This is a genomic window from Gordonia sp. 135 (assembly GCF_009720185.1).
GTDB lineage: Bacteria > Actinomycetota > Actinomycetes > Mycobacteriales > Mycobacteriaceae > Gordonia > Gordonia alkanivorans.
In genome coordinates, this window is sequence record NZ_CP046257.1 from 1,562,209 (window position 1) to 1,574,767 (window position 12,559).

General features: G+C 68.2%; 10 protein-coding genes. 6 read left to right on the forward strand and 4 right to left on the reverse strand.

The window, feature by feature from the left end:
• Positions 1-8: 8 nt before the first annotated feature.
• Both GKZ92_RS07145 and GKZ92_RS07150 read right to left on the reverse strand, forming a co-directional pair.
• Positions 9-1,166: an acyl-CoA dehydrogenase family protein gene (locus GKZ92_RS07145; RefSeq protein WP_006357873.1), complete on the reverse strand. Its 1,158-nt coding sequence runs from the start codon at positions 1,164-1,166 to the stop codon at positions 9-11.
• Between the two features lie 38 nt (positions 1,167-1,204).
• A complete protein-coding gene (locus GKZ92_RS07150; protein WP_040004029.1) occupies positions 1,205-2,401 on the reverse strand; it encodes an acyl-CoA dehydrogenase family protein in 1,197 nt (398 codons plus the stop codon).
• 392 nt (positions 2,402-2,793) lie between these two features.
• On the opposite strand from GKZ92_RS07150, the gene GKZ92_RS07155 reads away from it, so the two are divergent.
• The 4 genes from GKZ92_RS07155 to GKZ92_RS07170 all read left to right on the forward strand — a co-directional run bounded on the left by GKZ92_RS07155 (position 2,794) and on the right by GKZ92_RS07170 (position 7,987).
• The gene (locus GKZ92_RS07155; protein ID WP_006357875.1) at positions 2,794-4,215 is read left to right on the forward strand and encodes an MFS transporter; all 1,422 of its coding nucleotides are present in this window, start codon (positions 2,794-2,796) and stop codon (positions 4,213-4,215) included.
• A gap of 166 nt (positions 4,216-4,381) precedes the next feature.
• Positions 4,382-5,515 carry a thiolase family protein gene (locus GKZ92_RS07160; protein WP_006357876.1) on the forward strand — a complete coding sequence of 378 codons (1,134 nt, stop codon included), beginning with the start codon at positions 4,382-4,384 and terminating at the stop codon, positions 5,513-5,515.
• A 49-nt stretch (positions 5,516-5,564) separates the two neighbouring features.
• Complete coding sequence (locus GKZ92_RS07165; RefSeq protein WP_006357877.1) at positions 5,565-6,329, forward strand: SDR family NAD(P)-dependent oxidoreductase; 765 nt, start codon at positions 5,565-5,567, stop codon at positions 6,327-6,329.
• Positions 6,326-7,987 (forward strand): class I adenylate-forming enzyme family protein, encoded by a 1,662-nt coding sequence (locus tag GKZ92_RS07170; protein WP_155225152.1) that lies wholly within the window; start codon positions 6,326-6,328, stop codon positions 7,985-7,987. Before GKZ92_RS07165 ends, GKZ92_RS07170 begins: the two co-directional genes overlap by 4 nt.
• Before the next feature lie 159 nt (positions 7,988-8,146).
• Here GKZ92_RS07170 and GKZ92_RS07175 read toward each other — a convergent pair whose 3' ends face one another.
• Positions 8,147-9,346 carry an acyl-CoA dehydrogenase family protein gene (locus GKZ92_RS07175; RefSeq protein ID WP_042375935.1) on the reverse strand — a complete coding sequence of 400 codons (1,200 nt, stop codon included), beginning with the start codon at positions 9,344-9,346 and terminating at the stop codon, positions 8,147-8,149.
• A gap of 179 nt (positions 9,347-9,525) precedes the next feature.
• Between GKZ92_RS07175 and fabG the strand changes: the two genes are divergently transcribed.
• Positions 9,526-10,284 (forward strand): 3-oxoacyl-ACP reductase FabG, encoded by a 759-nt coding sequence (gene fabG / locus GKZ92_RS07180; protein ID WP_035750374.1) that lies wholly within the window; start codon positions 9,526-9,528, stop codon positions 10,282-10,284.
• A gap of 51 nt (positions 10,285-10,335) precedes the next feature.
• Positions 10,336-11,559 (forward strand): acetyl-CoA C-acetyltransferase, encoded by a 1,224-nt coding sequence (locus GKZ92_RS07185; RefSeq protein ID WP_035750375.1) that lies wholly within the window; start codon positions 10,336-10,338, stop codon positions 11,557-11,559.
• Positions 11,560-11,649: 90 nt separating this feature from the next.
• Here the strand turns inward: GKZ92_RS07185 and GKZ92_RS07190 are convergent, their stop codons facing one another.
• The gene (locus GKZ92_RS07190; protein WP_035750377.1) at positions 11,650-12,558 is read right to left on the reverse strand and encodes a LysR family transcriptional regulator; all 909 of its coding nucleotides are present in this window, start codon (positions 12,556-12,558) and stop codon (positions 11,650-11,652) included.
• Position 12,559 lies beyond the last annotated feature (1 nt).

The following is a 12,559-nucleotide window of genomic DNA, read 5'->3' on the forward strand; positions in this document are numbered from 1 at the left end:
GCGGGAACCTAGAGCCCCAGATCCTTCGCGATGATCGTCTTCATGACCTCGCTGGTGCCACCGTAGATGCGCGTGACGCGGGTGTCGGCGTACAGGCGGGCGATCGGGTACTCGAGGACGTAGCCGTAACCACCGTGCAGCTGCAGGCACTTGTCGATGACCTTGCCCGCGGTCTCGGTCGCGAACAGCTTGGCGCGCGCGGCATCGGGGACGGTCAGTTCGCCCTCGTTGTGCAGCTCGAGTGCACGGTCGACGATGGCGCGGATGGCCTCGACCTCGGCCGAGCACTCGGCGAGCACGAACTTGGTGTTCTGGAACGCCGCGACCGGCCTGCCGAAGACCTCGCGTTCCTTGGTGTAGGCGATGGCGTGCTGGACGGCCGCGGCGGCGGTGGCCGACGCCCCGATCGCGATGGTCAGACGCTCCTGCGCGAGGTTGTGGCTCAGGTACGTGAAGCCGGCGCCCTCCTCGCCGAGCAGATCCTCCACCGGCACCTTCACCGAGTCGAAGGACAGCTCGGCGGTGTCGGACGCCTTGAGCCCGATCTTCTCGATCTTGCGGCCCACCGCGAAGCCCTCGGATTTGGTGTCCACCACCAGGATCGACAGTCCCGCACGACGGTTCTCGGGATCGAACGGCGTGGTGCGGGCGACGACGAGGATGCGGTCGGCGAGGGCGCCGCCGGTGATGAAGGTCTTCGCGCCGTCGAGTACGTAGTGCGAGCCGTCCTCGGACAGCTTCGCGGTGGTCGCGATGTTCGCGAGGTCCGAACCGGTGCCGGGCTCGGTCATCGCGATCGCGAACATGAGTTCGCCGGAACAGAATCCGGGGATCCAGCGCTCCTTCTGCTCCTGGGTCCCGTACTCCATCAGGTAGGGCAGGATCAGGTTCGAGTGCACCGAATAGCTGCCGAAGGTGACGCCGGCCGCGGAGGTCTCCTCGGCGATCACCAGTGAGTAGGTGAAGTCGCTGACGCCACCGCCGCCGAACTCCTCGGGGGCCTCGATGCCCAGGACGCCGAGATCGCCGAGCCGGTTGTAGAACTCGCGCGGGGGGTGCCCCTGCTTCTCCCAGTCGTGGTAGACGGGCGTGACTTCCTTGGCGATGAAATCGCGGATCGTCTTGCGGAAGGCCTCGTGGTCCTCGGTGAAGATGCGACGCTGCATGGTCAGTTCCTAAAGGTGTTGGGGAAGAGGGGGATTGATTACTGCTCGCGGTACTCGCGCAGGAGTCCCTTGGAGATGATCTGCTTCTGGATCTCGCTGGTGCCCTCGCCGATGAGCAGGAACGGGGCGTCGCGCATCAGGCGTTCGATCTCGAACTCCTTGGAGTAGCCGTAGCCGCCGTGGATGCGGAACGACGCCTGGGTGACCTCGGCGCAGTACTCGCTGCACAGGTACTTGGCCATCCCGGCGGCGACGTCGTTGCGTTCGCCGGAGTCTTTGAGCCGCGCAGCGTTGACCATCATCAGGTGCGCGGCCTCGACCTTGGTCGCCATCTCGGCGAGCGAGAAGGCGATGGCCTGATGCTCGGCGATGGGCTTGCCGAAGGTGGAGCGCTGCTGGGCGTACTTCACGCCGAGTTCAAAGGCGCGCTGGGCGATTCCGCACGCCCGCGCGGACACGTTCACGCGGCCGACCTCGACCCCGTCCATCATGTGCGCGAAACCCTTGCCGGGCACGCCGCCGAGGATGTCGGTGGCCGGCGCGCGGTAGCCGTCGAAGACGAGTTCGGTGGTGTCGATTCCCTTGTAGCCCATCTTGTCCAGCTTGCGGGGGATGGTCACGCCCGGGACCACCTCGCCGAAACCGGCGGGCTTCTCCACCAGGAACGTGGTCAGGTTCTTGTGCGGGCGCTCCTCGCCCTCCTCGGTACGGACAAGGGCCGCAACCAGAGTCGACGACCCGCCGTTGGTCAGCCACATCTTCTGACCGTTGATCACGTAATTGTCGTCACCGTCGCGCTTGGCGGTCGTCTTGATCGCCGCGACGTCGGAGCCGAGTTCGGGTTCCGACATGGAGAACGCGCCGCGCACCTCGCCGGTGGCCATCCGCGGCAGGAACCGCTGCTTCTGCTCGTCGGTTCCGTGCTGGCGCAGCATGTACGCGACGATGAAATGGGTGTTGATGACGCCCGAGACGCTCATCCAGCCGCGGGCCAGTTCCTCGACGCACAGTGCGTAGGTGAGCAGCGATTCGCCGAGGCCGCCGTACTCCTCGGGGATCATCAGGCCGAACAGGCCCATCTCGCTCATGCCGTCGACGATGGCCTGCGGGTACTCGTCCGCATGCTCGAGTTCCTGCGCATTCGGGATGATCTGTTTGTCGACGAAAGATCGCACGTTGGCGACGATCTCCGTCTGGATCTCGGTGAGGCCCAGGGTCTGCGCGAGACGGGTCATGGTGGTGAGTTCTCTCCCGTGAGTGGGCGGTGCGGGTCGCACCGACGGGCGGATGTGGGACGCAACATACCCAAGCATGCCGTCCGGCGTCCGGCGGAAGTAGACGCGATGCGCTAAGGGTGCGATAGCGCGGGCCAATGACCCACGACCGTCTCCGGAAGCGGATCGGACAGTGTTCGCGCCTAACCCTCCGATAGGGCTGACCAATGCGGCCTGTTCACGGCGTTGTGACCCCTGACACATAGGCTGCGACAGTCGGAGCCTTCATCGAGCGCCTGTTGCGGCGATGGGAACACGCCCCGTCCAATCGGGTGCAGATGTGATCCACCACACTTGATTCGCATCGTCCCCCAGACCCCCGATTCCATTCCCCCTGGAAGAGGTACACCCCTATGACGGTCACGACCGCCTCCGGATCCGGCCCCGGCAGGAAGCCCTCGGCCTCCGCCGCTGCCGACGCTCCCACCACCTCCGACTTCGAGACGCTCGCCGCCCAGCGCGGCGGCGTCGGCCCGCTCGGCGAATCCCGGCTCACCGCCTGGAGCCTGACCTCCTTGCTGGTCAGCCTGTACGTCATCAACTATGCCGACAAGGCCGTGCTCGGCATCATCGCCAAGCCGCTGCGTGAGGAACTGGGCCTCAGCGCCTCGCAGATCGGCCTCGTCGGCAGCCTGTTCTTCCTCACCTTCACCATCGGCGGGTTCTTCGCCGGCCTGCTCAACCGCTGGATGACGCTGCGCTGGTCGCTGGTCCTCCTCGGACTGTGCTGGGCCGCCGCGATGCTCCCGATGATCGCGGTCGCGGGCTTTGCGGTCCTCCTCATCAGCCGGCTGTTCCTCGGCCTCGCCGAGGGGCCGTCGTCGGCGTTGCTGCACACGGCCGCCTATGCCTGGCACCCGCCCGCCCGCCGCGCGCTGCCCGGTGCACTCCTGGCCGGTTCCGCGTCGATCTCCAAGATCGCCATCGCGCCGCTGCTCACCGTGATCACCGTCAGCTTCGGCTGGCGTTGGGCACTGTTCGCGCTGGCCGCCGCCGGTGTCGTCTGGGCCGTCGTGTGGCTCTCGGTCTGGCGCCCTGGACCCTACATCGCGAGCGGCAAGACCAAGAAGGTCGACGACAGTGAGAAGGGTGAGGATTCCCCGGCCGACGCCGAGCCGGCCACCCCGTGGATCAAGATCTTCCTCGCGCCGACCTTCATCACCGGAGCCCTGCTCGTCATGAGTGTCTATGCACTGGTGTCCGTCGTGCTGACCTGGCTGCCGTCGTACTTCGAGGACGGCCTCGGATACAGCCAGCTGCAGTCCGGTTCGATGTTCGCGTTCCCGTCGATCGTCGGCCTCGCCCTGATGCTGCTGAGCTCGGTCACCAGCGACCGCATGATCACCAAGGGCGCGTCACCGCGGGTGCTCCGCATCGTCGTCCCGTCGGTGGGCGTCCTGATCTCCGGTGTGATGCTTTTCCTGCTGCCGTCGATCAGCACCCCGATCATCTGTGTCCTGATCCTGTCGGTCGGCTACGGGTTCGCCGCCATGGTGTTCCCGCTGTTCAACGCAGCTGTTGCGGAGATCTGTCCGCCGCGCCAGACCGCCGGCACCCTCGGTGTCTTCCTGGCGATCATGGCCATCGGCGGCCTCGTTGCGCCGTACGCCACGGGTGTCATCGTCGACGCCGCGGCCACCCCGGCCGAGGGCTATGCCACCGCGTTCCAGGTGCTCGGACTGGTCGCCTCGGTCTGTGCCGTGCTGACGCTGGTCTTCGCCAACCCGGTGCGCGACCGCAAGCGTCTGCGCCCGCATGCGGTCCTGACCGCCTGAGGAAGCACCTCGCCCATAGGCAGCGCCTCATCGTCCGTGAGCGGGAATCGACTTGTCCGCCAGACCCGTTCGTGGTCGGCTCGATAGGACGGGTGACTTCCGCTCACGGACGTCCTCGGTTCCACCCACAACGCACATCCACTGCCCGACATTCTTAGGAGACCTCATGCGCGATGCAGTGATCGTCGACGCCGTCCGCGCCCCGATCGGACGCCGCCGCGGAGCCCTGTCCGGAATCCACCCGGCCGACCTGTCCGCCCATGTCCTCGAGGCTCTCGTCGAGCGGACCGGGGTCGAACCCGCGATCGTCGACGACGTCGTGTGGGGTTGCGTCAGCCAGTCGTCGGAGCAGGCCGGCAACATCGCGCGTACCGCGATCCTCGCGGCCGGATGGCCGGAATCGGTCCCCGGCACCACCGTCACTCGTGCGTGCGGATCGAGTCAGCAGGCCGTCAGCCAGGCCGCCGCCGCGGTGATCTCGGGCCAGCAGGACGTCGTCATCGCCGGTGGCGTGGAGTCGATGAGCCGGGTCGCGATGGGCAGCTCGGCCCCCAACGGCGAGCACCAGCCGGCCACCGTCCTCGACCGCTACGGCATCGACAAGTTCAGCCAGGGCCTGGGCGCGGAGACCATCGCCTCGAAGTGGGGTTTCGACCGCACCCGCCTCGACGAGTACTCCCTGCGCTCACACGAACTCGCGGCCGCCGCCGTCGACCGCGGTGCATTCGACGGTCAGCTCGCCCCGATCCCCGGTGTGCTCGAAGGTGACGAGGGCATCCGCCGCGGCGGCACCCTGGAGTCGCTCGGCAAGCTCAAGCCCGCGTTCGCCGAGGACGGCGTCATCCACGCCGGCAACTCCTCGCAGATCTCCGACGGCTCGGGTGCACTGCTGATCATGTCGTCGGAGACGGCGAAATCGCATGGCCTGACGCCGATCGCCCGAATCCACACCGCGGTCGTCGCCGCCGACGACCCGGTCATCATGCTGACCGGCCCCATCCCGTCGACGGCCAAGGCGCTCAAGCGTTCCGGTCTGTCGATCGACGACATCGGGGCCTTCGAGATCAATGAGGCCTTCGCGCCGGTGCCGCTGGCCTGGCAGGCCGAGACCGGCGCCGACATCGAGCGACTCAACCCGCTCGGCGGCGCGATCGCCGTCGGCCACCCGCTCGGCGGTTCGGGTGCCATCCTGATGACCCGCCTCGTGCACCACATGCGCGACAACGGGATCCGCTACGGCCTCCAGTCGATGTGTGAGGCCGGCGGCATGGCCAACACCACCATCCTCGAACTCCTCTGACCTACACCCCTGATCCGGGTCACCCCACTTCGAAAGGCACAACAGCACAATGGAACTCAAGGGACTCTCGGTCGCGATCACCGGTGGCGCCTCCGGTCTGGGCCTCGCCACCGCCAAGCGCGTCGTCGACGCCGGCGGCCTGGTCACCCTGATCGACCTCCCGTCCTCCGACGGCCAGTCCGTCGCCGACGGTCTGGGTTCGGCGGCGTCCTTCGCCGCCGCCGACATCACCGACGCCGAACAGTTCGCGGCCGCACTCGATGTCGCCGACGAGCGCGGTGGACTGCGTGGACTCGTGCACTGCGCAGGCGCGGGGCGTCGTATGCGCATCCTCGACAAGGAGGGCAAGGCCGGATCGGCGGAGGACTTCGAGTTCGTCATCAAGCTCAACCTCGTCGGCTCGTTCCACGCTCTGTCGCTGGGTGCCGAGCGCATCGCGCGCCTCGAACCCATCGACGGCGAGCGTGGCGCCATCGTCATGACCGCCTCGGTCGCCGCGTTCGAGGGCCAGATCGGCCAGATCAACTACTCGGCCTCGAAGGCCGGCATCGTCGGCATGACCCTCGTGGCCGCCCGCGACCTGGCCAGCAAGCTGATCCGCGTCAACACCATCGCGCCCGGCACCATGGACACCCCGCTGCTGGCCCGCTTACGTGACGACGTGCGCGAATCCCTCGCGGCGAGCATCCCCAACCCGTCGCGTCTCGGCCGCCCCGAGGAGTTCGGCCAGCTCGCGGCCAACATCCTGGAGAACGCGTACCTCAACGGCGAGACCATCCGACTCGACGGCGCGATCCGCATGGCACCGCGATGAGCGGCGGCACGCCGACGACGCTCAACTACCCGGACACGAGCATGGCGGTCGTCCCCGCCAGCATGGCCGCGCTGTACGGCGACCGTGCGGCGGTGGTCGACGGCGAGACGACGCTGACCTACACCGATCTCGACGCGCGGTCGGCGGCGGTGGCGTCGGCGCTCCGGTCGGCGGGTGTCGCCGAACGAGACGTGGTGCTGATCTACCTCACCAACAGCATCGAATTCGTTGTCTCCTACTACGGTTCGTTGCGCGCCGGTGCCACGGTCACCCTCGTCAACCCGTTGCAGCCGGTACCCGGCTTGCATCGTCAGATCGTCGAAACGGGTGCGGTGGCCGGCTTCACGCAGTTCGAACAGTCCGGTCGGCTCCTGTCGGCCGCCGCCGACTCGCCGCTGTCCACCGTGGTGGTCGTCGACGGTTCGGCCGCGGCGGTCGAGGGCCTGGGGGCCGAGGGCGTGCGGGTAACCTCGCTCGACGAGTTCGTCGCCGGGCACGCTGAAGCTCCCGCCGTCACCGTGACCTCCGAGGACGTCGCGCATCTGGCGTTCACCGGTGGGACCACCGGCGTCTCGAAAGGCGTTCGGGTTCTTCATCGCAACGTTCTGGGCAACGCCACCCAGATGATCGGGTGGCGTGCCGGGCACGCGATCGAGGTCGGCGACCACGGTCTGCTGCGATTGACACCGCGTGCGGGCTCCGATCGCGGAGTGGTCCCGGGTGATGCCGCGACCGTCGTCGTGTCACCGCTGTTCCACGCCCACGCGCTGATCAACATGACGTTCCTGTTGCTGTGCGGCGCAACGCATGTGTTCGCCGGACGATTCGAACCCGGGCGGATGCTCGCGCTGATCGAGCAGCACCGGGCGTCGTATGTGACCGGCAGCCCGGCGATGTGGCATGCACTGGCCGTCCACCCCGACGTCGAGTCGCGCGATCTGACCTCGGTGCGGGTGGTCTCCTCGGGCGCCGCCCCGATCGACCTGGTGACGCTCGAGCAGCTCGAGAAGGCGTTTCCCGCGGCGGCGATCGTCGAGGGTTACGGCCTCACCGAGGCGACGTGCCTGGTCTCCTCGGCGCCGCTCACCGCGAAAGGCCAGTACCGGCTCGGCAGCGTCGGACTCCCGACTTTCGACACCGAGGTGGAGATCCGTGCCGCCCACGACCCGGCCGTCGTCCTGCCGGCCGGGGAGCGGGGACAGCTCTGGGTCCGCGGGCCGCAGGTCACCGACGGTTATCTCGGACATCCCGAGAAGACCGCGGAACAGTTCGTCGACGGCTGGCTCGACACCGGCGACATCGCCTTCCGCGACGCCGACGGCTACATCTACATCTGCGACCGCGCCAAGGACATGCTGATCTACAAGGGCTACAACGTGTATCCGCGTGAGCTCGAGGAGATCCTGGTGACCCACCCCGACGTCGCGGCTGCCGCGGTCGTCGGACGCGAGGCCGGACCCGTCGGCCAGGAACCGGTGGCGTTCCTGGTCCCCAAGGGCGGCCACGTCATCGACGAGGACGCGGTCGCCGCGTTCGTCGCCGAACAGGTGTTGCCCTACAAGAAGATCCGCGACGTCGTCGTCGTCGAGGAGCTGCCGACCTCGGCGGCCGGCAAGGTCCAGAAGGTCGCCCTGCGGGAGCGTCTGACGCACGCCTGAGCCACGCCCTCGTCGGTTGAGCCACGAGCCCGCGGGAGGGTTTCCCTCCCGCGGGCTCGCTTCCTTCCCGCGTGTGCCGGCCGATCAGCGGGAAGGAATTGGTCCCGCGCGAACAGCGGCCCATCCTCTCGCGAGGATGGGCCGCTGTTGTCGTTGCGCTCAGCGCTGGGCGTTCTTGGTGCCCTGCTTGTAGAGGTTGCGTCCGATGATGAGGCGCTGGATCTCGCTGGTGCCCTCGTAGAGACGCAGCAGGCGGACCTCGCGGTAGATGCGCTCCACTGGGACGTCGCGCATGTAGCCGCTGCCGCCGTGGATCTGGACGGCAAGGTCGGCGACCTTGCCCACCATCTCGGTGCAGTACAGCTTCGCGGCCGACGGGGCGACGCGCCGGTCGGTGTTGTCGACCCAGGCCCGGGCGGCCTCGCGCACCAGGGCGCGGCCGGCCATCACGCCGGTCTGCTGGTCGGCCAGCATGGCCTGGACCAGCTGGAACTCGCCGATCGGGCGGCCGCCCTGGGTGGCGGTCGCGGCCCAGGCGATCGATTCGTCGAGCGCACGCTGGGCGGTGCCGACCGACAGTGCGGCGATGTGCACGCGACCGCGGGCGAGGGACATCATCGCGGCCTTGTAACCGACGTCCTCGCTGCCGCCGATGAGCGCGGCGTTCGGGACACGCACGCCATCGAAGTGGACGTCGGCGGTCCAGGCGCCCTCCTGTCCCATCTTGCGGTCCTTGGCACCGACCGTGAGTCCGGCTGAGTCGGCCGGGACGAGGAACACCGCGATGCCGGTGCCGTTCTCGTCTGCCGGGCGGGTGCGGGCGAACACGACGAACAGATCGGCCAGCGGGGCGTTGGTGATGAAGCGCTTCTCGCCGGAGATGACCCAGTCGTCGCCGTCGCGAACGGCCTTGGTGCGGAGGCCCGCGGGGTCCGAACCGGCGCCCGGTTCGGTCAGTGCGAAGGAGGCGACGACCTCACCGGAGGCGATCCTCTCCAGCCAGGCGGCCTTCTGCTCGTCGGTGCCGAAGTTCACCAGCACCTGGCCGGCGATGCCGTTGTTGGTGCCGAACATCGAGCGCAGTGCGAGCGAGGTGTAGCCGAGTTCCATGGCGAGTTCGGCGTCCTGGGTCAGGTCGAGTCCGAGCCCGCCCCATTCCTGCGGGATCGCGTAACCGAAAAGGCCCATGTCCTTGGCGGTTTGGCGGATATCCTCGGGAATCGCGTCGGTGTCGAGGATCTCCTGTTCGCGTGGCACGACGACCTCACGCACGAATTCTCGAGTCGCCGCCAGGATGTCGGCGAAGTCTTCCGCGCTCACCTGAGAGGTGGCGGTCGGTTGTTGCGTCACTCCGGTCATGGTGCCACTCTTGCGCGTCCACGGTGAGGGGTCCAATACGAAACCGGGATCGCTCCGATAGCCGTTGCGTATGAAACGAACGCGTTCGACGCCGGATTCGCGGGTTAGATTACTGGCATCACCCGGCGCCTCACGCCGCCGCTGGTGTCTGCACCAGAACCCCATCGGAAGGACCGAAGATGTCATCCACCACCGCCCAGCCGCTGCTCGAGGGACGAACCGCCGTCGTGACCGGTGGCGCCCAGGGCATCGGCTTCGAGATCGCCCGGTCCTTTGTGGACGCGGGCGCCAAGGTGGTCCTGGGTGATCTCAACCTCGACGCCGCGCAGGCCGCCGCCGACAAGCTCGGTGGCCGCGACGTCGCCCGCGCCGTGAAGTGCAACGTGGTCGACGGCGACGAGGTCGACGCGCTGCTCGCCGAGGCCGTCGACGGTTTCGGTTCGCTGGATGTGCTGGTGAACAACGCCGGCATCACCCGCGACGCCACCATGCGCACCATGACCGAAGAGGACTTCGACCTCGTCATCTCGGTCCACCTCAAGGGCACCTGGAACGGCACCCGCAAGGCCGCCGCGATCATGCGCGAGCAGAAGTCCGGCGCGATCGTCAACATCTCCTCGCTGTCGGGCAAGGTCGGCATGGTCGGCCAGACCAACTACTCCGCCGCCAAGGCCGGCATCGTCGGCATGACCAAGGCTGCCGCCAAGGAGATGGCGCACCACGGCGTGCGGGTCAACGCGATCCAGCCCGGCCTGATCCGTTCGGCGATGACCGAGGCGATGCCGCAGAAGGCCTGGGACCAGAAGATGTCGGAGATCCCCATGCACCGCGCCGGCGAGGTCGGCGAGGTTGCCAGCGTCGCGCTGTTCCTCGCCTCGGACATGTCCTCGTACATGACCGGCACCGTGCTCGAGGTGACCGGCGGTCGCTTCATGTGAGACCTGTTCTCACGCACATACTTCCACTCTGATCTGCGAAAGGTCTCACCCATGCGCGACGTCGTCATCTGCGAACCGGTCCGTACCCCCATCGGCCGCTACGGCGGGATGTTCAAGAGCCTCACGGCAGTCGACCTGGGCGTCACCGCGCTCAAGGGTCTGATCGAGCGTACGGGTATCGACCCGGAGAAGGTGGAGGACGTGATCCTCGGGCACTGCAACGGCAACAGTGAGGCGCCGGCCCTCGGTCGCGTCATCGCACTCGACGCCGGGCTGCCGATCACGGTGGGCGGCATGCACATCGACCGTCGCTGCGGCTCGGGTCTGCAGGCCGTCATCCAGGCGGCCTACCAGGTGTCCGCCGGCGACAACGATCTCGTCGTCGCCGGTGGCGCAGAGTCGATGAGCAACGCCTCGTTCTACTCCGTCGACATGCGATGGGGTGGTGCGCGCACCGGAATCGCCATGCACGACAGCCTCGTCCGCGCCCGCTCGACCGCCGGCGGCAGGCACTACCCGGTGCCCGGCGGCATGATCGAGACCGCCGAGAACCTCCGCAAGGAGTACGAGATCTCGCGCGAAGAGCAGGACGAGCTCGCCGTCGAATCCCACACGCGGGCAGTCCGTGCCCAGAAGGACGGCGTGCTCGCCGAGGAGATCATCCCGGTCACCGTTCCCGGACGTAACGGTGAGACGATCATCGACACCGACGAACATCCCCGCCCGGACGTCTCGCTGGAGTCGCTGGCCAAACTCAAGCCGATCATGGGCAAGGCCGATCCCGAGGCCACCGTCACCGCGGGCAACGCCAGCGGCCAGAACGACGCCGCGTCGATGGCCATCGTCACCACCACCGAGGTCGCCGAGAAGCTGGGCCTGCGCCCGCTCGTCAAGCTCGTCTCGTGGGGTCTCGCCGGCGTCCCGCCGCGCACCATGGGCATCGGCCCCGTGCCGGCCACCGAGAAGGCACTCGCCAAGGCCGGTCTGACCCTGGCCGACATCGACCTCATCGAACTCAACGAGGCCTTCGCCGCCCAGGCGCTCGCCGTCACTCGCGAATGGGGCTTCGGCCGTTTCGGCTCCGGAGGCGACTTCGACCGCACCAACGTCCACGGCTCGGGCATCTCGCTCGGCCATCCGGTCGGCGCGACCGGCGGCCGCATGCTGGCCTCGCTGGCCCGCGAACTGCAGCGCCGCGAGGGTCGCTACGGCCTCGAGACGATGTGCATCGGCGGCGGCCAGGGTCTCGCCGCGGTCTTCGAGCGGGTTGCTTGACGGACCTCGATACGCGGCGCCCTCGCTTCGCTCGGTCGACGCTACTCGGCCGACGGGGGTGGGGCGTCGCGTTGCTCTGCTGGGGCGACGCTACTCGGCCGGCGGGGTGGGGGGCGCCGTTACGTTCTCATCCACCTGCGCGCGAATGAGTTCCACGAAAGCCTGACCCACCGGCGACAGGGACGCGGGATCGAAGGCGATCGCGAACGGCCGCACGAAGCGGGGTTCGGTCTCGCGGATGACGGCGCGGTCCGCAGCAGACTCGGCCATCGAACGTTCCAGCAGGCTGCCGCCGATCCCGGCCAGCACCATGGGAAGCCGTTCCTCGCGATGTTCGGAGAGCACGGCGACCGGTGGCCGGGCGCCTCCGACCCGCATGGCCTCCTCGAGCTCGTCGGCCACCGACTGGCCGCGCGGTACGAACACCATCGGGAGTGACGGGAGATTCCCCAGCGGGATCGGTCCGTCCGGGACCTCGGATCCCTCGGGATAGACGAGTACGTACTCCTGCTCGCCGAGTTCGATGACCTCGAGCGCGTCGCCGGCGATCGGCAGGTGGGCGACGGCGAACTCGCAGTGCCCGTCCTCGATGGTGGACGCGGCCCGCGTCTCGTCACGCAGGTCGCCGAGCCGCACCGACACTCGCGGATAGGTGGCACGGAAGCGGGCGACGAGGTCGACGACCGGGCCGACGGCCGTGGCCGGGGACGCGAGCAGATCGAGGTGTCCGGTGAGTTCGTCCTCCTCGGCGGCGAGGAGATCGCCGACGGCGTCGACGTCGCGGATGATCTGGCGGGCCGGGCCGACCATCGTGCGGCCCGCCGCCGACAACACCATGCCGCGACCGATGCGGTGGAACAGCTGGACGCCGAGTTCGCGTTCGAGTGCCCGCAACGCCTGTGAGACCGTCGGTTGCGCGACACCCAGCGCGGAGGCGGCGCCGCCGATGCCCTTGTTCTCGACGACCGCGAGGAAGTATTCGACCTGGCGTAATTCCATG

Excerpts from the sequence above, each read along its gene's own strand:
- GKZ92_RS07145 (WP_006357873.1), bottom strand. The coding sequence starts at position 1,166 with ATGCAGCGTCGCATCTTCACCGAGGACCACGAGGCCTTCCGCAAGACG.
- GKZ92_RS07150 (WP_040004029.1), bottom strand. The coding sequence starts at position 2,401 with ATGACCCGTCTCGCGCAGACCCTGGGCCTCACCGAGATCCAGACGGAG.
- GKZ92_RS07155 (WP_006357875.1), top strand. The coding sequence starts at position 2,794 with ATGACGGTCACGACCGCCTCCGGATCCGGCCCCGGCAGGAAGCCCTCG.
- GKZ92_RS07160 (WP_006357876.1), top strand. The coding sequence starts at position 4,382 with ATGCGCGATGCAGTGATCGTCGACGCCGTCCGCGCCCCGATCGGACGC.
- GKZ92_RS07165 (WP_006357877.1), top strand. The coding sequence starts at position 5,565 with ATGGAACTCAAGGGACTCTCGGTCGCGATCACCGGTGGCGCCTCCGGT.
- GKZ92_RS07170 (WP_155225152.1), top strand. The coding sequence starts at position 6,326 with ATGAGCGGCGGCACGCCGACGACGCTCAACTACCCGGACACGAGCATG.
- GKZ92_RS07175 (WP_042375935.1), bottom strand. The coding sequence starts at position 9,346 with ATGACCGGAGTGACGCAACAACCGACCGCCACCTCTCAGGTGAGCGCG.
- fabG (WP_035750374.1), top strand. The coding sequence starts at position 9,526 with ATGTCATCCACCACCGCCCAGCCGCTGCTCGAGGGACGAACCGCCGTC.
- GKZ92_RS07185 (WP_035750375.1), top strand. The coding sequence starts at position 10,336 with ATGCGCGACGTCGTCATCTGCGAACCGGTCCGTACCCCCATCGGCCGC.
- GKZ92_RS07190 (WP_035750377.1), bottom strand. The coding sequence starts at position 12,558 with ATGGAATTACGCCAGGTCGAATACTTCCTCGCGGTCGTCGAGAACAAG.